19 protein-coding genes and 1 pseudogene are annotated in these 22,869 nt (G+C 70.1%); 11 read left to right on the plus strand and 9 right to left on the minus strand.

Features of this window, described 5'->3' with window-relative positions; all coding sequences use genetic code 11:
* Positions 1-772: GGDEF domain-containing protein (locus tag I7X39_RS22300; RefSeq protein WP_198113584.1), on the plus strand; the 772-nt coding region annotated here is incomplete at its 5' end.
* An 18-nt stretch (positions 773-790) separates the two neighbouring features.
* Here the strand turns inward: I7X39_RS22300 and I7X39_RS22305 are convergent.
* On the minus strand, positions 791-2,134 hold the full coding sequence (locus I7X39_RS22305; RefSeq protein ID WP_232352137.1) for a fasciclin domain-containing protein: 1,344 nt from the start codon (positions 2,132-2,134) through the stop codon (positions 791-793).
* Between the two features lie 152 nt (positions 2,135-2,286).
* On the opposite strand from I7X39_RS22305, the gene I7X39_RS22310 reads away from it, so the two are divergent.
* Positions 2,287-2,898, plus strand: coding sequence for a TetR/AcrR family transcriptional regulator (locus tag I7X39_RS22310; protein WP_198113585.1), 612 nt, complete (start codon positions 2,287-2,289; stop codon positions 2,896-2,898).
* Between the two features lie 42 nt (positions 2,899-2,940).
* Here the strand turns inward: I7X39_RS22310 and I7X39_RS22315 are convergent, their stop codons facing one another.
* The 4 genes from I7X39_RS22315 to I7X39_RS22330 all read right to left on the minus strand — a co-directional run bounded on the left by I7X39_RS22315 (position 2,941) and on the right by I7X39_RS22330 (position 10,952).
* The gene (locus I7X39_RS22315) at positions 2,941-6,171 is read right to left on the minus strand and encodes a ligand-binding sensor domain-containing diguanylate cyclase (RefSeq protein WP_198113586.1); all 3,231 of its coding nucleotides are present in this window, start codon (positions 6,169-6,171) and stop codon (positions 2,941-2,943) included.
* A gap of 70 nt (positions 6,172-6,241) precedes the next feature.
* Positions 6,242-7,297 (minus strand): 2-oxoacid:ferredoxin oxidoreductase subunit beta, encoded by a 1,056-nt coding sequence (locus I7X39_RS22320; RefSeq protein ID WP_198113587.1) that lies wholly within the window; start codon positions 7,295-7,297, stop codon positions 6,242-6,244.
* Complete coding sequence (locus tag I7X39_RS22325; protein WP_198113588.1) at positions 7,294-9,123, minus strand: 2-oxoacid:acceptor oxidoreductase subunit alpha; 1,830 nt, start codon at positions 9,121-9,123, stop codon at positions 7,294-7,296. The genes I7X39_RS22320 and I7X39_RS22325 overlap by 4 nt, the downstream gene beginning before the upstream one ends.
* Positions 9,120-10,952, minus strand: a complete 1,833-nt coding sequence (locus I7X39_RS22330) for an FAD-dependent oxidoreductase (RefSeq protein ID WP_198113589.1) — start codon at positions 10,950-10,952, stop codon at positions 9,120-9,122. Before I7X39_RS22330 ends, I7X39_RS22325 begins: the two co-directional genes overlap by 4 nt.
* Positions 10,953-11,163: 211 nt before the next feature.
* Between I7X39_RS22330 and I7X39_RS22335 the strand changes: the two genes are divergently transcribed.
* Complete coding sequence (locus I7X39_RS22335; protein WP_198113590.1) at positions 11,164-11,583, plus strand: globin family protein; 420 nt, start codon at positions 11,164-11,166, stop codon at positions 11,581-11,583.
* Between the two features lie 12 nt (positions 11,584-11,595).
* On the plus strand, positions 11,596-13,575 hold the full coding sequence (locus I7X39_RS22340; protein WP_198113591.1) for a hybrid sensor histidine kinase/response regulator: 1,980 nt from the start codon (positions 11,596-11,598) through the stop codon (positions 13,573-13,575).
* A gap of 27 nt (positions 13,576-13,602) precedes the next feature.
* Here I7X39_RS22340 and I7X39_RS22345 read toward each other — a convergent pair whose 3' ends face one another.
* The gene (locus I7X39_RS22345; protein ID WP_198113592.1) at positions 13,603-14,061 is read right to left on the minus strand and encodes a hypothetical protein; all 459 of its coding nucleotides are present in this window, start codon (positions 14,059-14,061) and stop codon (positions 13,603-13,605) included.
* Positions 14,062-14,374: 313 nt separating this feature from the next.
* Here I7X39_RS22345 and I7X39_RS22350 point away from each other — a divergent pair, with 313 nt between their 5' ends.
* Entirely contained in the window at positions 14,375-15,268 is an 894-nt protein-coding gene (locus I7X39_RS22350) for a substrate-binding periplasmic protein (RefSeq protein WP_198113593.1), read from the plus strand.
* Between the two features lie 70 nt (positions 15,269-15,338).
* On the opposite strand, the gene I7X39_RS22355 is transcribed toward I7X39_RS22350, so the two are convergent.
* Positions 15,339-16,226: a hypothetical protein gene (locus I7X39_RS22355; protein WP_198113594.1), complete on the minus strand. Its 888-nt coding sequence runs from the start codon at positions 16,224-16,226 to the stop codon at positions 15,339-15,341.
* Between the two features lie 83 nt (positions 16,227-16,309).
* Positions 16,310-16,984: an SOS response-associated peptidase family protein gene (locus I7X39_RS22360; protein ID WP_198113595.1), complete on the minus strand. Its 675-nt coding sequence runs from the start codon at positions 16,982-16,984 to the stop codon at positions 16,310-16,312.
* A gap of 112 nt (positions 16,985-17,096) precedes the next feature.
* Between I7X39_RS22360 and ccoG the strand changes: the two genes are divergently transcribed.
* Positions 17,097-18,536, plus strand: a complete 1,440-nt coding sequence (ccoG, locus tag I7X39_RS22365) for a cytochrome c oxidase accessory protein CcoG (RefSeq protein ID WP_198113596.1) — start codon at positions 17,097-17,099, stop codon at positions 18,534-18,536.
* On the opposite strand, the gene I7X39_RS22370 is transcribed toward ccoG, so the two are convergent.
* Positions 18,508-19,011, minus strand: a complete 504-nt coding sequence (locus I7X39_RS22370; protein ID WP_198113597.1) for an Rrf2 family transcriptional regulator — start codon at positions 19,009-19,011, stop codon at positions 18,508-18,510. The genes ccoG and I7X39_RS22370 overlap by 29 nt on opposite strands.
* A gap of 90 nt (positions 19,012-19,101) precedes the next feature.
* Between I7X39_RS22370 and I7X39_RS22375 the strand changes: the two genes are divergently transcribed.
* The 5 genes and pseudogenes from I7X39_RS22375 to I7X39_RS22395 form a co-directional block, all read left to right on the plus strand.
* The gene (locus I7X39_RS22375) at positions 19,102-20,304 is read left to right on the plus strand and encodes an NnrS family protein (RefSeq protein ID WP_198113598.1); all 1,203 of its coding nucleotides are present in this window, start codon (positions 19,102-19,104) and stop codon (positions 20,302-20,304) included.
* An 18-nt stretch (positions 20,305-20,322) separates the two neighbouring features.
* Entirely contained in the window at positions 20,323-20,589 is a 267-nt protein-coding gene (locus I7X39_RS22380; RefSeq protein ID WP_198113599.1) for a hypothetical protein, read from the plus strand.
* 6 nt (positions 20,590-20,595) lie between these two features.
* A complete protein-coding gene (gene fdxA, locus I7X39_RS22385; RefSeq protein ID WP_198113600.1) occupies positions 20,596-20,919 on the plus strand; it encodes a ferredoxin FdxA in 324 nt (107 codons plus the stop codon).
* A gap of 110 nt (positions 20,920-21,029) precedes the next feature.
* Positions 21,030-21,917 carry an ABC transporter ATP-binding protein gene (locus I7X39_RS22390; protein WP_198113601.1) on the plus strand — a complete coding sequence of 296 codons (888 nt, stop codon included), beginning with the start codon at positions 21,030-21,032 and terminating at the stop codon, positions 21,915-21,917.
* Positions 21,914-22,869: pseudogene (locus I7X39_RS22395) on the plus strand (hypothetical protein); the annotation flags it as partial. The gene I7X39_RS22390 and the pseudogene I7X39_RS22395, both read left to right, overlap by 4 nt.

Below are 22,869 nucleotides of genomic sequence, written 5' to 3' on the forward strand. Positions count from 1 at the left end.
CGCCGCCGCGCTGGCCGCGCTGCACAGCGCGCGCGCGCTGCAGGCCGAGCGGGCGGCGCGGGCCTCGGCCGCGCGCCAGCAGGCCGCGCTGCTGCAGACCGAGCTGATGCAGCTGCGCCTGCGCCTGGAAGAACAGGAGCGCCGCCACGCCGAGGCCGAGCGCGCCCGCGCCGTGCTGGCCGAGGTGAACCAGCACCTGCAGCGCAAGATTTCCGAGGTCGAGGCCCTGCAGGTGCAGCTGCGCCAGCAGGCCACGCAGGATGCGCTCACGGGCCTGGCCAACCGCCGCCAGCTGAACGAGACCCTGCCCGCGCAGCTGGCCCTGGCCCTGCGCGAGCAGCGCCCGCTGGCGGTGGCCATCCTGGACCTGGATCATTTCAAGCAGGTCAACGACACCCACGGCCACCCGGTGGGCGACCAGCTGCTGGCCGCGCTGGGCGCCCTGCTGCGCCAGCGCCTGCGCCGCAGCGACCTGGCCTTCCGCTACGGCGGCGAGGAGTTCTGCCTGCTGCTGCCCAACACCCCCGCGCTGGACGCCCAGCGCATGGTGGCCGAGCTGCTGGAAGCCTGGCGCACCCAGGTGTTCGTGCTGGAGGGGGGCGGGCAGCTCAGCAGCCTGAGCTTCTCGGCCGGGGTGACGGACAGCCTGCAGGCCCCGCCCTCCCCCGCCGGCCTGCTGCGCGCGGCCGACCAGCTGCTGCTGTTGGCCAAGCGCTCGCGCCGCGGCAGCGTGCTGCTGCCGGGCGCGGCGGAGGCCTTGAGCGCCGTGTAGCGCTCGGGAAGCCCCGACTTAGGGTGCGGGCAGGATCACCGTATCCAGCGTGTGGATCACGCCGTTCAGCACCAGGGTGTCGGTGGCGGTGATGCCGGCCTGGCGGTTGCGCGCGTCGGTGATGCGCAGGTTGGCATCCACCACGAAGCGTTGGCCCTGCAGGGTGGCGATGGGGCTGCCCACCGGCACGCCCGCCTTGAACACCCGGCCCGGCACCACGTGGTAGGTCAGCACCTGGGTCAGCAGCGGCTTGTTGGCCAGCAGCTGCGCCTTGGTGACACCCAGCTCGGCCAGCAGCTTGGCAAAGGCGTCATTGGTGGGTGCGAACACGGTGAAGGGGCCCGCGCCGCTGAGGGCGCCCGTCAGGTCGGCCGCCACCACGGCCTCGGCCAGGATGCTGAACTGCGGCGTGGCCAGCGCGGCCTCCACCACGTTCGGGATCTTGGGCAGGACCACGCGGTCCAGCACATGGATGACGCCGTTGCTGGCCAGCACATCGGTGCCGGTGATGCGCGCCTTGCGACCGTTGCGGTCCGTCACCTCCAGGTTGGCGGCAATGCTCAGGCTCTCGCCATGGGCGGTGGCAATGGCCGCGCCGATGGGCACCTCGGCCTTGAGCACACGCCCCGGCACCACGTGGTAGCGCAGCACCTGGCTCAGCAGGGCCTTGTTGGCGAACAGCTGCTCCTTCGTCATGCCCAGCTCGGTGAGCAGGGCCGCGAACGCCGCATTGGTGGGCGCGAACACGGTGAAGGGGCCGGTGCCGCTGAGGGTGTTGGCCAGGTCGGCGGCCACCACGGCTTCCACCAGCAGGCTGAAGTCGGCGCGGGCCTGGGCGGTCTGCACCAGGTTGCGGTTGGCCGGCAGCATCACGCGCTCGATCTTGTGGACCACGCCGTTGGGCGCCAGGAGGTCGGTGCTCTGGATCAGGCCGGTGCGGTTTCGGCCGTCGGTGAATTGCAGGAAGTTGCCGCTGGTCTCGATCTTGAACACGCCGCCCGCCAGCGGGCTGATGGCCTTGCCGAGCGGCACCTCGGCGCGCAGCACGCGGCCGCTGAGCACGTGGTAGCGAAGCACGGCGTCGAGCAGCGGCTTGTCGGCCAGCAGCTGGGCCTTGCTGACGCCCAGCTCGCCCAGCAGCGCGGTGAAGGCCGCGTCGTTGGGGGCAAACACGGTGAAGGGGCCACTGCCGCTGAGCGTGCCCTCCAGGCCGGCGGCGGCCACCGCCTCGGCCAGCACCTGGGTCTCGGGGTCCTTCTTCAGGCGCTCCACCAGGGTCTGGGGTTCGTCACTGCCACCGCCGCAAGCGGCCAGCAGACCCAACGCCGTTCCAGCGGCCCACAGCCGCAGCCATCGCAACATGGTCTTGCTCCTTGAGGTTGAAATCACATCGGATTGGCCCGATCGGTCGCAATCTATACCGCTAAGTATTTTTAGTGAACTATGTGGTCTTTTTCTCGCCTGATGGGTTGCAGTGCAAACAGGGCGTTCTGCGGCCTTCCTAGAATCCGGGGATGAACAAGCCCTCTTTCCGGGAACAGGTGCTGCTGGCGCGTGAAGACGCCATCGTGGTGGCCGTCAACCGCCTGCTGGCCGAAAAGGGCTTCGAGGCCATGACGGTGGATGCGGTGGCGGCGGAGGTCGGCATCGCCAAGGCGAGCCTGTACAAGCACTTCGAATCGAAGGAGGCCCTGGCCGCCGCCGCCATGGTGCGGGTGCTGGACGATGCGCTCGCCTTCGTGGCCACGCGCCAAACCTTGGCGAACGTGCGCCCGCTGGACCAGTTGCGCGCCTTGGTGCGCTGGGCCATGGAACGCCAGTTGGCCGGTGCCATGCCCAGCCTGCCGGCACAGAACTCGGCACTGCGCCAGGCCCTGATGAACCACCGGCCTTACCTGGACCGGCTGATGGCCCTGAGCGAGCACCTGGGCGACTGGATCGAAGCCGCGCAGGCCGCGGGCCAGCTGCACCCCGGCCTGCCGGGCACGGTGATCCTCTACACGGTGTTCGCGCGCGCCTGCGACCCGGTGCTGGGCGTGCTCAAGGCCGGCGGCGAATACCGCGACGAAGAGATCCTGGACTGGCTGCTGATGAGCTGCTTCGAGGGCCTGGCGGCGCGCGCCTAGGAGGCTGTCGGACTTTGGGCATGCCCAAAGCCCGACAGCCTCCTAGGAACCGAGACCTCCGGCCGGCGGCGCACCCGGCGCCGGCCCGGCCGCGCCCGCCGGGCCGCGCAAGACCTGCAGCCCCTCGGGCAGCCGGCCCCGCTCTGGCAGACCGGCGTGCAGCCGCACCAGGGTGGCGGGGTCGGCATCCAGCACCCCCACCCAGCGATTCCGGCCCTCGCGCTTGGCGCAATACAGCGCCGCGTCGGCCAGGTCCACCACCAGGGCCCAGCCGGTGGCCCGCGGCTCGGCCGGCAGCAGCGGGAAGCAGGCGAAGCCGATCGAGCAGCTGCGCACCAGGGTGCGGCCCTGCGGCAGCATGAAGGGACGCTCCACCACGGCGCGGCGCGCGCGCTCGGCCAGATCGGGCGCGCTGGCGCGTGAGCTGCCGCGCGCCACCACCAGGAACTCCTCGCCGCCCCAACGCACCAGGTAGTCGCTCTCACGGAAGACTTCCTGCAGGCGCTCACGCATCTGGGTCAGCAGCGCGTCGCCCGCAGCATGGCCGTGTTGGTCGTTGACCTGCTTGAAGTGGTCGAGGTCGAGCAGGAAGAAGCACAGATCGGCATCCGTGGGCGGCGGATGGCCCTGGCGCAGGGCCTCTTCGTGCTGGCGCAGCACGAGGTGCAGGTCGTCGTCCAGGCGCTCGGTGACAAAGCGGCGGTTGCGCAGCCCGGTCAGCGGGTCGGTCAGGGCGGACTGCTCCAGCGCCTCAGTCTTTTCCTTCAGGGCTTCGGAGAGCGTCTCCAGCGCCAGCGTGCGTTCCGCCACGCGGGCCTCTAGCTCGCCTTGCCGGCGGCGCAGCAGCCCGGTGCGCAGCTGCACGGCGGCGTACAGCACCGTCAGCGCGCCCAGCACGCCCAGCACGCGCGCCCACCAGGTCTGCCACCAGGCCGGCACCACCTCGATCTCCAGCTCCAGCAGCTTGGGGCTCCAGTGACCGTTGCGGTTGCTGCCCTGCACGAGCAGGCGGTAGTGGCCCGGTGCCAGGCCGCCGTAGTTGAGCTGGCGCTCGTTGGCATCAGAGACGATCCAGTCGGCATCGAAGCCTTCGAGCCGGTGGCGGTAGCGGTTGCGGCCGGGCAGGCTGAGGTCCAGCGCCGCCACTTCGAGGTTGAAGTTGCGTTCCCCCGGCATCAGACGCAGCTGCGGCTGTAGCCGGCTGAGCGGCTCGGCCTGGCCATTGATGCGCAGTTCGGTGGCCACCACCGGCGGCTGGTAGCGCCAGGGCACGAAGCGGTGCGGATCCAGCACCAGCAGGCCGCGGCTGCCGCCGAACAGCATGCGGCCGTCGCGCAGCGGCGCGTACGAACGGAACCAGGCGGTACCCAGGTCCACGCCATCGGCGCTGGTGAGCTCGTCGAACTGGCCGGTCTCGGGGTCGAAGACGCCGCGGTGCGTCCAGATGCGGCCGCGGTTGTCCTGCATCAGATTGGCCCCGAAGGACTTGCCACCCTGGCCGATGCGCTCGCTCACCCGCTCGATGCGCAGGCCCTGCGGGCTGCGCACGAGGCGGCGCAGGCCGGCGGAGCTGTCCAGCCAGAGCTGCTGGCGAGCATCCACCAGCAGGCCGAGCACCGCGTCGTCACCCAGGCTCTCGCCAGCTGCCAATGGCGCGGGCTCCAGCACGCTGGCGCCTGGTGTCAGACTGAACAGCCCCCGCTCCCCGCCGACCCAGACCCGCCCTTCGCCGTCCTCGATCAGCGCATTGACATCGCCCTTCAAGGCTTGACCATCGACAAGACCCACGCGCTCGAATCGCACCGAGCCCGGGGGCTTGCGGAACAGGCCGTCGGAGGTACCCGCCAGCACGCTGCCGTCCCGCGGCCCCAGCATGACGCGCACGGTGCCACGACCCAGCGCATGCGTACCGAGGAAGCGCCGCGCCGCCGGTTCGAACTGGCTGACCTTGTCGCCCGCGCCCGCCCAGACGTGACCATCCTGAGAGCGGGTCAAGCCGCCAGCGCGCCCGCTGGGATAGCCATGCTGGCCGGGTCGGAAGCTGGCCTTGAGCCGCAACTCGGCGTCGAGGACGGCGACCCCGCGGTCGTTCGTACCCGCCCAGATCTCGCCGTTCGGCAGCTCCACCAAGCTGCGGACGTCCACCACGCCCAGCACGCTGTCTTCATCCAGCTCGCCGCGCCGTATCCAAAGTGCCGGGGTCTCAGCCGCATGACGCTGCAGGCCGCCACCATAGCTGCCCATCCACAGCACGCCGCTGGCGTCACGGGTCATGGCGCGGATGTCAGACCCCGCGGGCCCCCAGGGTCGGCTGGCCCGATGACGCATCACGCGCAGCAGCTGGCCGTCACTGCGGCGTCGAATCTCCAGCGCGTTGCCGCGGCCGACCCAGAGCTCATCCCGGTCCATCTCCACCAAGGCCTGCACCGCACCACCACCGATGTCCCCGCGGTCCACCCAGCTGGCCGCGCCGCTGCGCAGGTTCACGCGCAGCAGCTCGCCACGCTGGGTACCGACCCAGAGCACGCCGGCGCTGTCAAAGCGCAGCACCGAAATGATGCGGCCGCCCAGAGCGCCGTCCTCGCCGGCCAGCGGCAGGGCGGCGGGCTCGAAGCGCGCCTGGCCGCGCGCGCGCAGCGCCAAGCCATTCCAGGTGCCCACCCACAGCGTGCCCTGGTTGTCCAGGGCCAGCGATTGCACGCGATCGTCCGGCAGCCCCTGGGCCAGGCCGAAGTGCATGACCTTGCCCGTGGCCGGATCCACCTGCTGCAGCCCGCCCCCCACGGTGCCGGCCCAGATGCGCCCCTCCGGGTCCTCGATCAGGGCGCGCACGGTGCCGCGCGCGAATCCTTCGGGGTTCTTCGCGTCGGGGCGGAAAAAGCGCCACTCGCCGCTGTCGGGGTTGAGCTGGCCGAGGCCGTCGCTGTCGGTGCCAACCCAGAGCGTGCCGTCGCGTGCCGGCAGCAGGGTGCGTACGAAGCTGGTGGCGTTGGGCCGCTTGCTGTCCGAGGGCAGCCGCAGCTGCAGAAACTCGTAGCCATCGAAGCGCACCAGGCCGATGGCCGTGCCAACCCACAGGAAGCCACGCGGGTCGACCGCGAGCGTGGAGACCACGCCGTCCGACACCGCCGTGGCGTCGCCGATGCTCTCGAAGCGCGGCTCGGCCAGCTCGGGCCGCGGCGCGGCCCCGGCAGCCAGCAGCCATGCCGCCAGCAGGCCGGCCACGCCATGTCGGAGCCGGCCCCTGGGCCAGCTGGTGAGCGCTTGCAACATCGACAACCAGCCTACCGCAAGCGCACCGCGGCCACTGTGCGCTAGGGCACAGCTTTGTCGCGCTTGAGCCTCAGCGCAGCGCCTGGTTGATGCGCTCCAGCTGCGCCGCCCCGGGGCAGAGCTCGGCCTCGCCCAGGCGGTTCAGCGCGCCAGCCGGCAACTTCATCTGCTGATGCAGATTGCGGGCCGCCGGGTCGACAAACAGCAGGCCGGTGGGCAGCTCGCCCTCCTGCTGCAGGGTCTGGATGGTGGTCATCGCGGCCAGGCGGCTGGTGGGGTCGTGCTCCTCGCGCAGCTTGCGCAGGCGCAGCAGCGAGCCATCGGACTGCGTCAGCTCCACCACCTCGCCGGGCGCCGGCTCGGCCTTCTGCTCGGCGGCCAGGTCGATGAAATCAATGCGGTTCAGCGCGGCGTTGTGCTCGCGCACATGGTCGTAGCTGCGCGTGCTGCCGGTGTGGTTATTGAAGGCCACGCAGGGGCTGATCACATCAATGAAGGCCGCGCCACCATGGCGCAGAGCGCCCTCGATCAGCGGCACGAGCTGGGCCTTGTCGCCGCTGAAGCCGCGCGCCACGTAGGTGGCCCCCAGTTGCAGCGCCAGGCTGACCAGATCGACCGCGGAGTCAATGTTGGTCGCGCCCTTCTTGCTCTGGCTGCCCTTGTCTGCCGTGGGCGAGAACTGGCCCTTGGTGAGGCCGTAGACGCCGTTGTTCTCGACGATGTAGACCATCGGCACGCCGCGGCGCATGGCGTGGGCGAACTGGCCCAGACCAATCGAAGCGGAGTCGCCATCACCACTGACGCCCAGGTAAAGCAGCTCGCGGTTGGCCAGCGAGGCGCCGGTCAGGCAACTGGGCATGCGCCCGTGCACGCTGTTCAGGCCGTGGCTGGCGGAGAGGAAGTAGTCGGGCGTCTTGGACGAACAGCCGATGCCGCTGAGCTTGGCCACGCGGTGCGGCTCGATGTCCAGCTCCCAGCAGGCCTGGATGATGGCCGCGCTGATGCTGTCGTGCCCACAGCCGGCGCAGAGGGTGGAGATGCGGCCCTCGTAGTCGCGCCGCGTGTAGCCGACCTTGTTCTTGGTCAGCGTGGGGTGGTGCAGCGTGGGTTTGGCGATGTAGGTCATGCCTGAACCCCTTTCGGAGAAACAGCGAGTTCGTGGACCTGCTTGGTGATGGCCGCGGCAATGAAGCGCGCGGTGATCGGCGTGCCGTCGAAGTGCAGGATCTTGCGCAGGCGCGCCGGGTCGATCTCCAGCTCGTTCACCAGCAGCGTGCGCAGCTGGCCGTCGCGGTTTTGCTCGACGACGAAGACCGCGTCATGCGCCAGGATGAAATCCTTCACCGCCTGCGGGAAGGGGAAGGCGCGGATGCGCATGGCATCCAGGTGGATGTCGTTGGCACTCAGATGCGCCAGCGCCTCGTCCATCGCGCCGCTGGTGCTGCCGAAGTAGATGACACCGAGGCGCGTGGGCTTTTCGGCGGCGCGCACGGCCGGTTGCGGGGCGATCTTGGCGGCGGTCTGGAATTTGCGCTGCAGGCGGTCGGCGATGTACATGTAATCGCTGCCGGCCTCGCTGTACACGGCCTGGGCGTTGTGCGTGCTGCCGCGCGTGAAGTAGCTGCCCAGCTTGGGGTGCGTGCCCGGCAGGGTGCGGTAGGGAATCGAGTCGCCGTCCAGATCCTTGTAGCGGGCGAACTCCTTGCCGGCTTCGAGGTCGGCGGCACTCAGCACCTTGCCGCGGTCGTAGCGGCGCGCGTCGTCCCAGTGGAAGGGCTCAGAGAGGCGCTGGTTCATGCCGATGTCCAGGTCGCTCATCACGAACACCGGGGTCTGCAGGCGGTCGGCCAGGTCCAGCGCGGTGGCGCTGAACTCGAAGCACTCGTGCGGATCCTCAGGGAAGAGCATCACGTGCTTGGTGTCGCCGTGGCTGGCGTAGGCGCAGGCCAGCAGGTCGGCCTGCTGGGTGCGCGTGGGCATGCCGGTGCTGGGGCCGCCGCGCTGCACATTGATGATGGTGAAGGGCACCTCGGCGAAGTAGCCAAAGCCCAGGAACTCGGTCATCAGGCTGACCCCCGGGCCCGAGGTGGCCGTGAAGGCGCGCGCGCCGTTCCAGCCCGCGCCCAGGATCATGCCGACCGAGGCGATCTCGTCCTCGGCCTGCACGATGGCGTAGTTGGATTCACCCTCCGGCGTGGTGCGGAACTTCTTGCAGTAGCTCTGGAAGGTCTCGGCCACCGAGCTGCTGGGCGTGATGGGGTACCAGGCGCAGACGGTGGCGCCGCCGTACACCATGCCCAGCGCGCTGGCGCTGTTGCCGTCCACGAAGATGCGCGGGCCCACTTTGTCGGCGCGCTTGACCTTCAGGCCCACCTGGTGCTGGCCCAGGTGCTCGCGGGCGAAGCTGGCGCCCGCGTGCAGGGCGCGCACATTGCCTTCGAGCAGCTTTTCCTTGCCCTTGTACTGCTCGGCGAACAGCTGCTCGATGACGCCCAGCTCCACGCTCATCAGCTCGGCCAGCGCGCCCAGCACCAGGATGTTCTTGAACAGGGTGCGCTGGCGCGCGTCCTCGTAGGTGCCGTTGCAGATCGCCGTGGCGGGCATGCCGATGACGGTGATGTCCTTGCGCCCGCAGTCGATGGCCTTGGTGCTGTCGTAGAACAGGTAGCCGCCCGGCTCGATCTCCTTGACGTCCTGCGCCCAGGTCTGCGGGTTCATGGCGACCATCAGGTCGATGCCCCCTCGCCTTCCCAGCCAGCCGTCTTCGCTGACGCGCAGCTCGTACCAGGTCGGCAGGCCCTGGATGTTGCTGGGGAAGATGTTGCGTGGCGCCACCGGCACGCCCATGCGCAGGATGGCGCGGGCGAACAGCTCATTGGCCGAGGCCGAGCCCGAGCCGTTGACGTTGGCGAACTTGATGACGAAGTCGTTGGTTGCTTCGATGCGATTCATGCGCAGCTCCCTTGAGCAAAAGCGCCACGGCAGGCCGGGCCCGCCTTGGTGGTGAGCAGCAGGAACTTCTGCATGTCCCAGGCGCCGGTGGGGCAGCGTTCGGCGCACAGGCCGCAGTGCAGGCAGACGTCTTCGTCCTTGACCATCACGCGCCCGGTCTTCAAAGACTCACTGACCATCAGCGGCTGCTCGGGGTGCAGGCGCGGCACGCGCAGCTCCAGCTGCTCGGGCGATTCAGCGTTGGCGGTGAAGCTGATGCAGTCGGTCGGGCAGATGTCCACGCAGGCGTCGCACTCGATGCACTGCTTGGCGGTGAACACGGTCTGCACGTCGCAGTTCAGGCAGCGCTGCGCTTCCTTGAACGCGGTCTTGACGTCAAAGCCCAGCTCGACCTCGACCTTGATCGACTTCAGCGCCGCCTCGGCCGCCGCCCAGGGCACCTTGTGGCGGGCGTCGTTGATCGGTGCGTTGTCGTAGCTCCACTGGTGGATGCCCATCTTCTGGGACATCAGGTTCACATGCGGCGGCGGGCGGCGCTTGACGTCCTCACCGTGCAGCAGGCGGTCGATCGAGACCGCCGCCTCATGGCCATGGGCCACGGCGGTGATGATGTTCTTGGGGCCGAAGGCGGCGTCACCACCGAAGAAGACCTGGGGCAGCGAGCTCTGGTGCGTCACCGCGTCCAGCACCGGCAGACCCCATCGGTCGAACTCGATGCCGGCATCGCGCTCGATCCAGGGGAAGGCGTTTTCCTGGCCGACCGCAATCAGCACCTCGTCGCAGGGCACGTCCACATCGGGCTGGCCGCTGGGCACGAGCTTGCGCTGGCCGTTCTCGTACACCGATTGCACGATCTCGAAGCGCATGCCCACGAGAACCCCGTTGTCGATCAGGAAGGCTTTGGGCGAGTGGCAGGGCAGGATGGGGATGCCCTCGTGCTCGGCGTCTTCCTTCTCCCAGGGGCTGGCCTTCATGTCCTCGTAGGTGCTGCGCACCAGCACCTGCACGCTGTCGGCGCCCAGGCGGCGGGCGGAGCGGCAGCAGTCCATCGCGGTGTTGCCGCCGCCCAGCACCAGCACCTTCTTGCCGACCTTCTCGATGTGGCCGAAGCTCACCGAGGCCAGCCAGTCGATGCCGATGTGGATCTGGCCCGCCGCGGCGTCCCAGCGGCCGGGCAGGTTCAGGTCGCGCCCGCGCGGTGCGCCGCAGCCGACGAACACGGCGTCATAGCCCTGCGTCAGCAGGTCTTTCATTGAATCGATGCGCTGCCCGGCCTTCAGTTCCACGCCCAGGTGCAGGATGTGGCCGACCTCTTCGTCGATCACTTCCTCGGGCAGCCGGAAGCGCGGCACCTGGCTGCGCATGAAGCCGCCGGCCTTCGCTTCACCGTCGAACACGGTGACGGCATAGCCCTGGGTGGCGAGGTCGCGCGCCACGGTCAGCGAAGCCGGCCCGGCGCCGACGCAGGCCACGCGCTTGCCGTTGCGGGCCGTTTTGGGCAGGGGCGCGGGCATCAGCGCGCGCACCTCGTCGCCCTTCAGGTCGGCCGCCACGCGCTTGAGGCGGCAGATGGCCACCGGCTCGGGCTTGGCGAGGTTTTCCTCCTCCACGCGGCCGCGCCGGCAGGCGGGTTCGCAGGGGCGGTCGCAGGTGCGACCGAGGATGCCCGGGAACACATTGCTCACCCAGTTCACCATGTAGGCCTCGTCGAAACGGCCCTGGGCGATCAGGCGGATGTACTCCGGTACGGGGGTGTGGGCCGGGCAGGCCCATTGGCAATCGACGACTTGGTGAAAGTAGTTCGGATCGCTGACGTTGGTGGGCAGCACGCGGTCGTCTCCTGGCGGCTGGGTCGCAAAAGAGGGCGATTGCAACGGGAAACCCAGCCTTCGTCTTTGACCCCAGTCTAGGTCGGGCGATTTCGCCGTCTGCCCTTGCGTTTACCCGGAGGCTGAAACAAAGGAAACCAAGACGCAGGCCCACGAAGCGGCCCTGCAACCGCGGCCCCAGAGACTGGCGGCATTGCTCAGGAGCCCCGTCATGAACCCATCCACCCCCGCCCTCGTTCAAGCCAGCTTTGCCCAGGTCCAGACCCTGGGCCCGCAAGTGGCCACGCTGTTCTACGCGCGCCTGTTCGAGATCGATCCCGACCTGCGCCGCCTCTTCAAGTCGGATCTCGGCGACCAGGGCCAGCGCCTGCTGGCCATGCTGGGCCAGGCCGTGGCCCTGCTGGACCGGCCCGAACGCCTGCTGCCCGTGCTGCGGCAGCTGGGCGCGCGCCACCAGGGCTATGGCGTGCAGGCCAGCCACTACACCACCGTGGGCCAAGCCCTGCTGGACACGCTGGCGGCCGGGCTGGGCCCCGCCTTCACCCCGGCGCTGCGCGCGGCCTGGACGGAGGTGTACGGCGTGGTGGCACAGACCATGCAGGCCGGTGCACGGGAAGCCTTGCCCGCCTAACATCCAGGCGCTGTGAGCCCACCCATCCACCCCGATCCGCCGCTGCCGCTTGGCCAGGGCAATCTGTCCGCCCTGCTGGCCGTGGCGCCGGCGCTGCTGCCGGCCCTGCTGGACGCCATCCCCGCCCGCGTGGTGGTGCTGGACCCGCAGGAATGCCTGACCTACGGCAACCCGGCTTTCTATGCCTTCACCGGCCTGCAGCCCGAGGTGATCCTGGGCTGCCCGATCCGGCACGTCATCGGCGAGCAGGCCTATGCGAACTACGCCCCGGTGCGTGAGCGCCTGACGCGCGGTGAGACGGTGTGCTGGGAAGACTGGATCGAGCTCAATGCCGTGGGGCCTCGCTACATGCGCGAGCACCTGGTGCCGGCCTTCGATGCCCAGGGCCAGCGGCTGGGCACCATCGTCATCAGCCTGGATTGGACCGAGCTGCGCCAGAACCAGCAGCAGCTGGAAGCGCGGCTGGACGAGCTGCACGCCACCCAGGCGCTGAAATCGTCCATCGTCGACCAGGCCCTGGCCGCCATCATCTCCACCGATGCCCAGGGCCGCATCGTGGAATTCAACCCTGCCGCCGAGGCGATGTTCGGCCGCCAGCGCACCCAGGTGCTGGGCCAGCCGGTGGAAGACGTCGTCATCCCGCCGCGCCACCGCGCCGGCCACCGCGCCGGCATGGCCCGCGTGGCCAAGGGCGGGCCGGCGCGCATGCTGGGCCAGCGCCTGGAGATGGACGCGCTGCGCGCCGATGGCACGGAATTCCCTGTGGAAATGGTGCTCTCACGCAATGCCGTGGGCGACACCAGCTTCTACACGGCCTCGATGTTCGACCTCACCGAGCGCCGCAACGCGCAGGCCCAGATCGAACGCCAGCGCGACGCGCTGCGCCAGAGCGAAAAGCTCACCGCCATGGGCAGCCTGCTGGCCGGCGTGGCGCATGAGCTGAACAACCCGCTGGCCATCGTGATGGGCCGCGCCAGCCTGCTGGAAGAGAAGATGGCCGAGCACCCGCTGGCCAGCGACGCCCACCGCATCCGCGAGGCGGCCGAGCGCTGCGGCCGCATCGTGCGCACCTTCCTGAACATGGCACGCAGCCGCGCCCCGCAGCGCGCGCCGGTGCAGATCAACGACCTGGCCACCGCCGCCGCCGAGATGCTGCAGTACAACCTGCGCAGCCATGGCATCGAGCTGGACCTGCTGCTCGGCGACGACCTGCCCACCGTGCTGGCCGATGGCGACCAGATCGGCCAGGTGATCCTGAATCTGCTCGTCAACGCCCAGCAGGCCCTGGCCACCAACGACCCGCCGCGCCGCCTGCAGATCGCCACCGGCGTGGAGCCGCGCCGCGACGGCCGCGAGCCCTGGGTCTGGCTGCGCGTGGTGGACAACGGCCGCGGCATCCCCGAGGCCCTGCACGAACGCATCTTCGAACCCTTCTTCACCACCAAGCCCGAGGGCCTGGGCACGGGCCTGGGCCTGGCGGTGTCGCGCAGCATCGTGCGTGACCATGGCGGTGACCTGCGCGTCGAACCGCGCGGCCCCGGCGCCTGCTTCCGCATGGGCCTGCCGGTCAGCGGCCAGGCGCAGCCCGAGACCAGCGCGGCCCCGGCGCCCATCGAAGCCCCCGAGGCCCTGGCGCGCGTGCTGGTGGTGGACGACGAACCCGAGATCGCCGCCCTGATCCGCGCCTTCCTGGAGAGCGCCGGCTACGAGGTGGCCAGCGCCGAATCCGGTGCGCTGGCGCTGGAGCTGCTGAGCGCCGGCCGCTTCGACGCCATCGTCTCCGACCTGCGCATGCCCGACATGGACGGCGCCGCCCTCTGGCGCGCCGTGGGCGAACGCCACCCGCTGCTGGCGCGCCGCATGCTGTTCGTCACCGGCGACACGCTCAGCCCCGGCGCGCGCGGCTTCCTCTCGCAGACCGGCTGCCCGGCGCTGGAGAAGCCGTTTGCGAAGGCGGATCTGCTGGGGTGTTTGAAGCAGTTGTTGGGCTGAAGCCCGATTCGGTCGACTTCGCTCGGATCACCGGGCCTCAAGTGCTTGAAAGACTTCGGGCCAGTTTGACCGCAGCACGCCGTTCGCGCGAACCTCGAAATAGCGCAAGCAGGTCGCCTTCACGTTGGGCGGCGGGCGATGCGGCTGCTGCTCTGCCATGTTGCGCCACAAGCCTTCCAATTGCAGGACGTCTTCGCGTTCTTCCGCGGATGAGCGTGGCGAAGTTGCCTCCATGGCCCGCCAGAGCTTGTCCGCACGCTCCATTGCCACTTGGTCTGCACGACGCCAAGTGCTCATGTGCGCTTCAATAGGAGCTGCCAAGTCCGGGAACGCCTTCGTGCAACGCGCTGCGATGCCTTGCGCGGCATACATCCAAGTACGCAATCTGGCGGCCGCATGGTACTGATCCACTTGTGCCGTTGCGGAGGGCGCTGACATCACGCACGCCAGGGCAAAGACGCATCGCACTTGGAAGATTGGTGTCATTTCTCGGGCTCCGGTCTGGAAAGCGGCTTCGAATTGATCACTGGCTTGCGAGCATAGATCCGGGCCGTATTGCAAGGGCTCGTGCTAGTTCATCGATCACTGTCCAGGCTCCGCTATGGAGATCCTCCTCATCGTCATCCTCTTCTCGCATCGGGCATCCGATGCGTGAGGCGCCAGGGTCGGGCCTTTAGTTTGAAGAGCAACCATCCGACCACTCGCCGCAAGCAGACCCACCGCCCCGCTGACCGCAAACCCCGCCCCTGCCCTCGGCCTGCGCTGATCAACGCAATGGATCTGCATGCCACACTGACTCATGGCCAGCGCCCTGCCGCTCACCCGCCGCCACAGCCTGGCACTCGCAGCCGGTGCGGCCTTGCCTGCCTGGGGGCAGGATGCGGCGCTGCCCCCGGTGCTGCGCTGCTACCCGGCCGGCCCGATCTACGACTACCGCTGGCGGCTGCTGAACCTGGCCCTGGCACGCGGCGTGGAAGGGCCGCCCCCGGGGCTGGAGCTGGTGGATGGCGGGGTCTACAGCCAGGCGCGCGCGCTGCGGGAGCTGGAACTGGGCCAGCTGGATGTGCTGGCCTTTGGCACCAACGCCGAACGCGAACAGCGCCTGCGGCCGGTGCGCATCGACCTCCTGCGCGGCCTGGTGGGCATGCGCCTGCTGCTGATCCGGCGCCAGAACCAGGCGCGCCTGGCCCGCATGGACCCCGGCGCCATGCGGCGGGAACTGCGGCTGGGGCTGAACACGGATTGGGCCGACCTGCCCATCCTGCGGGCCAATGGCTTCCAGGTCGTCACGGCCAAGGGCTATGACAACCTGTTTGCCATGCTGGCCGCGGGTCGCTTCGATGCCTTTCCGCGCGGGCTGAACGAGGCGGGGATGGAACTGGAACGCTTCGGCGCGCGCTTCCCCGATCTGGTGATCGAACCCACCAAGGCGCTGTACTTCTCCTTCCCGATCTATTTCTGGGTGCACCCGCGGCGCGTGGAGCTGGCCGAGCGCATTGAGGCCGGCCTGCAAGCGGCACTGGCCGACGGCAGTTTCAAGGCGCTGTTCGACAGCCACCATGAACGCGAGATCCGCTCCATGGCCCAGCATCCGCGCGAGGTGGTGCTGCTGCGCAGCGATGCCCTGCCGCCCGGCTACGTCGAGCCCGACACCAGCTGGTGGTGGCCGCGCCGCCTGCCGACCTCGCGCTGAGCCGCGCGCCCGCCGGGGCTCAGCGGGTGAGAGGGGATCGGGCGGGCATGAACGAATTCATCTCACCCACTCAGACCCGCCAAAAGCCCTCGCCCAGGCGCGAGCGCAGCATCAGCAGGCGCTCGCGCTCGGTCGTTGTCAGCTGCGCTTCGTAGATGAGCTGCAGCTGCTCGCGGATGTCGGTTCGGGCCAGCAGGGCGTTCAGCTGCACCATGGCGCGCCGTCCCGCGTCGTTGCGGGAGCAGGCGATGTGGCGGGCCACCAGCTCCGGCTGGCCCTGCACCGGCAACCAGCGCAGGCTGCCCGCCAGATCGGGTTGGCTGCGCTCGAACTGGCGCAATTCGGCGGGGTCGGCGAAGGCCACCGCCACGCCCTGTTGGCGGGCCAGCATGGACAACGCGATGCGGCTGGCGCCATCGACCTGCAGGCGCCGCAGCCGCTCGGCGGGTTGTTGCTGCAGCACGGGGTCGATGCCAGGGCCATGGGGCCGGTCGACCTTGAAGGCTGCCAGGCCTTCGGCGCTGCTGAGCGAAGCCGCCAGCACCAGTTCGCCGCGCCAGTTCAGGTGTGGGCGCCACCACGCGGCATCGGCGGCACGCACCACGGCGCCCATCGGCAGCACCCGCAGCACCGGGCCGGCGAGCAGCCCCGGCGCTGGGTCGGAGGCCGGCGCTCCCATGCCCACCACGCAAGTGGCCGCGGCCGCCTGCAGTTCGCGGGGGAGCTGCGCCGCCGGCCGCACCCGCAATTGGTGGCGCCAGCCCGGCAGGCCCGGCCAGAGCACTTCGCGCAGCAGGCGGTTGGCCAGGGTTTCGTCCGCCAGCGGGCCTTCCCCGCCGCCTTGCGGCCCGGCCTCGACGACCAGCCAGCGCAGCTCGGCATCCTCGGCCCGGGCCGGGCCCAGCCAGGCGGCAAGCCCCAGCGGAAAGAGGTGGCGGCGTGCGATCAAGGTGTCCATGGGCATGAACCGGTGGGCAGAGACGAAAGGGCGGATTGTGTGCAGGGGCGGCGGCACCGCCCGGAGCGCCCACGCGGGCGGCGCTAGCCAGCCTCCAGGCTCCGCTGCGCCCCGGCCCCCAGCGGCTCACCCACCAGCACGCCCGGCTCCGCCAGGCGCACCAGGCCGCGCGCCTCGGGCAGCGGGGCGTGCAGCCAACGGTCTACGTCGGCGGCCTCCAGCACCACCACGCCGCGCTTGTCCTGGGCGTCGGGCGGCAGTTTGGAGTCGGGCTTGTGCATGCGGCGCATCAGCGGGTCGGCGTCGGCGTTCTGCGTCAGCATGGCGTATACGGGCAGGTACGCACCGCTGGCCGGGTCCACGGCCTCGCTCCACAGCCCGGCCAGGCTGAGCGGCTCGCCATCGGCACGGCGAAAGCGCCACCACACGCAGCGGCCGCTCTCCCAGCAGGGCTCGTCGAAGCTCAGCGCCGGGATGACGCAGCGCTGGCCGCGCGCCCAGGGGCGGCGCGAGGTGGCGCGGGTCTCGATGCCCTCGATGCGCGCATTGCAGGTGGCATAGCGCTTGTCGAAGGGCAGCAGGGACCAGGGGCCGACGAGCAGCTCACGCTCCAGCTCGGCCTTGGGCGCGGCACGCACAAAGGGCCCGGGCTGGCGCGGAAAGATCTCAGCGGGCCAGAGCGTGGGCGGGTTGTGGCGGCCGATGTGCCAGAAGCGCTCGACCGTGGCCATCTCGGGAGGGATGTAGCGGGTGCACATGGGTGCACTGTGCCGGCTCCCGGGGCCTCGCTCAAGCCGGGCTCGGGCGCGCCGGGCAGGCTGCGCCTAGAATAGATTCACATTACGTGCATCTTTGTTCAGACTGCCCCGCATGAAGCCGCCCGCCCGCGTCATCCCCATCCAGCCCGCCGCGGCGGACAGCGACCCCGGCCTGACGGTCTCGCTCTATCAAAAGGCGGAAAAGATCTACCCGCGCGCCGTCAGCGGCCGCTTTGCCGCCTGGCGCTGGGTGCTGGTGTGGGCCACGCAGCTGCTGTTCTACGGCCTACCCTGGCTGAACTGGAACGGCCGCCAGGCGCTGCTGTTCGACCTGAACACGCAGCGCTTCTTCCTGTTCGGCTGGGTGTTCCAGCCGCAGGACCTGATCTACCTGGCCGCGCTGCTGGTGCTCTCGGCCCTGCTGCTGTTCTTCGTCACCGCCGTGGCCGGGCGCATCTGGTGCGGCTACAGCTGCCCGCAGACGGTCTATACCGAGATCTTTCTGTGGGTGGAGCGCCGCCTGGAAGGCGACCGCCAGGCCCGCATGAAGCTGGACGCCGCGCCCTGGGGGGCGAACAAGCTGCTGCGCAAAGGCGGCAAGCAGGGCGCCTGGCTGCTGATCAGCCTGGCCACGGGCTTCAGCTTCGTCGGCTACTTCACGCCCATCCGCGAGCTGGCGGCCGAAGCGCGGGCGCTGGCCTTCTCGCCGTGGGAATGGTTCTGGGTGCTGTTCTACGGCTTCGCCACCTACGGCAACGCCGGCTACCTGCGCGAGCAGGTGTGCAAGTACATGTGCCCCTATGCGCGCTTCCAGAGCGCGCTGATCGACAAGGACTCGCTGATCATTGCCTACGACAGCCGGCGCGGCGAGGCGCGCGGCTCGCGCCCGCGCAAGGCCGACCCCAGGGCCCTGGGCCTGGGCGACTGCATCGACTGCACGCTGTGCGTGCAGGTCTGCCCCACCGGCATCGACATCCGCAAGGGCCTGCAGAACGAGTGCATCGGCTGCGCGGCCTGCATCGACGTGTGCGACGACGTGATGGGCAAGATGGGCTACGCCAAGGGCCTGATCCGCTACGCCACCGAGCAGGGTGTGAGCCAAGGCCTGACGCTGGCGCAGATGCTGCGCCGCGTCTGGCGGCCGCGCGTGATCCTCTATGGCATGGCCTTGCTGCTGCTGGGCGGAGCCTTCGTGTTCAGCCTGACGCAGCGCCCCGGCTTCGCGGTGGATGTGATGCGCGACCGCGGCGCGCTGGCGCGCGTGGTGGACGAGGGCGTGGTGGAGAACAGCTACCGCCTGCAGCTGGCCAGCGGGCGCGAGCAGGTGCTGCGCGTGCAGGTCACGGTCTCCGGCCTCGAGGGCCTGAGCATCCGCAGCGGCGGCACGCTGGAGGTGGCACCGATCACCACCCAGAGCCAGGCGCTCACGCTCGCCCTGCCGCCCGAGGGCGCCGCCGCGCACGCGGGCAAGGCGGTGCCGGTGCAGTTCGAGGTGCGCGCCGCCGATGGCGCGCTGCGCCGCGTCAGCTCGACCTTTTTCGTGCCCCGGTAGTGGCCTTGCCGGCGGCCCCGCCCGCCACGGCAATGGGCAGCACCTTGCGCCCGCGCGCCACGGGCGGCGGCGGCGCGGGCTCGGCGATGTCGGCCAGCGTGGCGCCGTCCAGCACCTCGAAGTAGGACTGCAGGGCCGAACCCAGCAGGCCCTTGAGGCGGCAGCCGGGGGTGAGCTGGCAGGTGTTGACGGCGGGGTCGAAGCACTCCACCAGGCGGAAGTCGGTCTCGCAGGCGCGCACCACGTCGCCGATGCGGATCTGATCCGCGGCTTTCAGCAGGCGCAGGCCGCCGCCGCGCCCGCGCGTGGTCTCCAGCACGCCCTGGCGCGCCAGGTCGTTGACGATCTTCATCAGGTGGTTCTTCGACACCCCATGCCAGTCGGCCAGCTCGGCGATCGTCACCAGCCGGTCCGGGTTCGTGGCGCAGAACATCAGCACGCGCAGGGTGTAGTCGGTGTATTCGGCCAATCGCATGGCGGGCAGGATCGCACGAAAGATGCACACATCGTATTGCTTTACAGGGTTCTCCCCAATAAGATGCAAAACAAACGCATCTTCTAAGACATGAGCCTGCCGATCCTCCCTGTGCAAGCCGCCGCGGCACCCGCCACACCGCTAGAGGGCTGGCCGCTGCTGCGTCTGGGCTTCCGGCCCTTCTACCTGGGAGCGGCGGCATTCGCGGCGCTGGCCCTGCCGCTGTGGCTGGCGCTGCTGTGGGGCCAATCTCCCGTGCAGCCGGTGCTGCCCGGCCTGCTCTGGCATGCGCACGAGATGCTGTTCGGCTTCGCCGCCGCGGTCATCGTGGGCTTTCTGATGACCGCCGGCAAGGCCTGGACCGGCCTGCCCACGCCGCGCGGGCCCTGGCTGGGCGCGCTGGCCCTGCTGTGGCTGGCCGCGCGCATCACCGCGCTCAGCGGCCCTTACGGGCTGTTCGCGCTGCTGGACCTGGCCTTGCTGCCACTGGTGTGCGCCGTGCTGCTGGAACGCCTGCTGCGCGCGCGCAACCGGCGCAACCTGCCGCTGGCCGGCATCCTGGCCCTGCTGGGTTTCAGCAATCTGGCCTTCCATCTGGCCCAGGCCGGGGTGTGGGCCATCGACCCGCGCCAGGCGCTCTACGCCGCATTGGCGCTGATCGTGATGATCGAGTGCGTGATGGGCGGCCGCGTGATTCCGGCCTTTACCGCCAGCGCCACACCGGGCCTACGCCTGGTGCCGGCGCCGCGCTTGGAGCTGGCCACGCTGGCCAGCACCGCGCTAGCCCTGCTGGCCTGGGTGCTGAACGCACAGGCCACCGCGCAGGCCGTGTTGCTGCTGGCTGCCGCGGGGCTGAACGCGCAGCGGCTCTACCGCTGGCAGGGGGCCTGCACACGCGGCCGGCCCATTCTGTGGATCCTGCACGCCGCCTATGCCTGGCTGCCCCTGGGCCTGGCCCTGCTGGCCGCGGCCGCCCTGGGTTGGCTGCCCGCCAGCCTGGGCCTGCACGCCCTGGCCGTGGGCCTGACGGGCGGCTTGATCATCGGCATGGTGACGCGCACCGCGCGCGGCCACACCGGCCGCGCCCTGCAGGTGGGCCGCGCCGAAGTAGCGGCCTACGCCCTGGTGCTGGGCGCAGCCGCCCTGCGCGTGGCCCTGCCGGCCCTGAACCCGGCCTGGACGAACGCCGCCCTGCTGCTGGCCGGCCTGGGCTGGAGCCTGGCCTTTGCGATCTATCTCTGGATCTACACCCCCTGGCTGTGCCGCACCCGCCTGGATGGCAAAGACGGCTGACTCTTCAAAGGAAACCCCATGCAATCCATCGACATCCTGGATCTGCGAAGCCAGCCGCTGCAAGCCGCCGTGGCCCAGGTGCTGGCCCAGCTGAACACCCTGCCCGCCGACCAGCCGCTGGAGCTGCTGCTGGACCAGGACGCCAGTGCGCTGCGCCAGGCCCTGCAGGCCGAAGTCGGCCCGCTGGCCTGGGCCGACATGCCCGCCGGCCGCGTGCGCCTGGCCAAGCCTTCGCAGTCACTCCGCTCCGACAGCTGCTGCTCGGGCGGCGCCTGCTGTGGGTAAACGGCCATGACCTTCGTCGTCACCGAGGCCTGCATCCGCTGCAAGTACACGGACTGCGTTGACGTCTGCCCCGTCGATGCCTTCCGCGAAGGGCCGAACTTCCTCGTCATCGATCCCGACGAATGCATCGACTGCGCCGTCTGCGTGCCAGAGTGCCCGGTCAACGCCATCTATGCCGAAGAGGACGTGCCGGCGGACCAGCAGGACTTCACGCCGCTGAACGCCGAGCTGGCCAAGACCTGGAAGCCGATCACGCGCAAGAAGCCGGCGCTGCCGGATGCGCAGGAGTGGTCGGTGGTGGAGTTCAAGCGCGACCAGCTGAAACGCTGAGTCCGCCTTCCGTGCAGCCCATGCCGGTGCGCTGACGGCCTGTCGCAAGCCGGCTGCATGGCCGCGTGCCCGCGCCTACTGTGCGCCCCTTCGCAAACGCAGGGGCCCGCATGCTGCAACTACAAGACCTGAGCAAGAGCTTCGACGGTAAGACCGCCGTGGTGGACGCCGTGAACCTGGAGCTGCGGGCCGGCGTGCTCGGTTTGATCGGCCACAACGGCGCCGGCAAGACCACGCTGATGCAGATGATCGCCACGCTGTGCAAGCCCAGCCGCGGGCGCATCCTGCTCGAAGGCGAGGACATCGTGGCCCGCCCGGAGCGCATGCGCCGCCGCCTCGGCTACCTGCCGCAGGATTTCGGCGTCTACGCCAACCTCACGGCGTTGGAGTTCCTGCAGTACTTCGCCGCGCTCAAGGGCGTGCGCGATGCCGGCCGCATCCGCCGCCTGCTGGAGCAGGTGAACCTGCACGAGCACGCGAATCGCCAGGCGGCCAGCTTCTCGGGCGGCATGCGCCAGCGCCTGGGCATTGCCCAGGCCCTGCTGAACGAGCCCGACGTGCTGGTGGTGGATGAACCCACCGCCGGCCTGGACCCCGAGGAGCGCCTGCGCTTTCGCCAGCTGCTGAGCGAGATCGGCTTCAGCAAGTTGGTCATCGTCTCCACCCACATCGTCTCGGACGTCGAGAACATGGCCACCCGCCTGGCCATCCTGAACCGCGGCCGGCTCAGCCTGTGTGTCAGCCCGGCCGAGTTGCTGCAGCAGGCCAGGGGTCTGGTGTGGGCGGGCGAACTGGACGAAGGCGAGTACGAGGCCCGCCGCCCGCACTGGCAGGTGCTGCAGGCGCAGCGCCAGGCCTGCGGCAGCGTGCGCCTGCGCGTGGCCCAGGCCGAGGCCCCGTTCCGCGGCGCCCAGCCCAGCCTGCCCAGCCTGGAAGAGGCGCTGATGGCGCTGCGCTATGCGCTGCCACATGGGGCAACCGCAGGAGCAGCGGCATGAAGGGCGGCACGCTGGCGGCCCTGCTGCGCGTCGAATTCCTGCTGCGCAGCCGCCGCCCCGCCACCCTGCTGGTGATGCTGGCCGTGCTGGCCATCAGCTGGCTGGTGGTGGGCAACCCGGCCGAGGGCACCGCCCTGGTGGTGGTGGGCGAACAGCGCCTGCGCTACGACAGCCAGACCCTGGCCTTCGGCAGCGCGCACTTCGGCGGCCTGCTGCTCGGCCTGGCCGGCTTCTACCTGGCGCGCGGCCGCATGCAGGAAGACCTGCGCTGCGGCGTGGCCGGCGTGCTGGCAGCCACGCCGGTGGCCAACAGCCGCCTGCTGCTGGCGCGCTTTCTGGGTGCGCTGCTGTTCCTGTTCGCGCTGATGGGCGTGCAGCTGCTCGGCACCTGGGCCCTGCACGGCCTGCGCGGCGAAGGACCCTGGCAGCCGCTCGTCTACCTGCAGCACTACCTGCTGCTGATGACGTCCGGCCTGATCCTGGCCGCCAGCTGCGCCACCCTGTGCGACGCCTGGGCGCCCTTGATGGGGCGGCGCGGCGATGTCGCCTACTTCTTCCTCTGGGTGCTGCTGCTGGCCATGCTGCCGCTGAACGAGCATGCGCAGGGCCTGAACCCCAGCCTGCTGCTGGATGTGCAGGGCCTGGCCACCACCGTGAACCGCATGAGCGAGGTGCTGGGCACCCGCGAGATCGGCATCGGCGGCGGTGACTTCAAACCCGATTTGCCGCTGCTGGAGTTCCCGGCCGGCGCGATCTGGACCGCCGAGGTGCTGCTGCTGCGCCTGGGCTCCGCCCTGCTGGCCCTGCTGCCCCTGCTGCCGGCGCTGGCGCTGTTCCACCGCTACCAGCCGGACCGCGTGCGCGCCCGCAGCGCCGCGGCCGCCCCACGGCGCCTGCAGCGGGTGCTGGCGCGGGCCCTGGCGCCGGCCACGCGCGGCCTGGCGCGCCTGCT

This window comes from Inhella proteolytica (genome assembly GCF_016093275.1).
Classification (GTDB): Bacteria; Pseudomonadota; Gammaproteobacteria; order Burkholderiales; family Burkholderiaceae_C; genus Inhella; species Inhella proteolytica.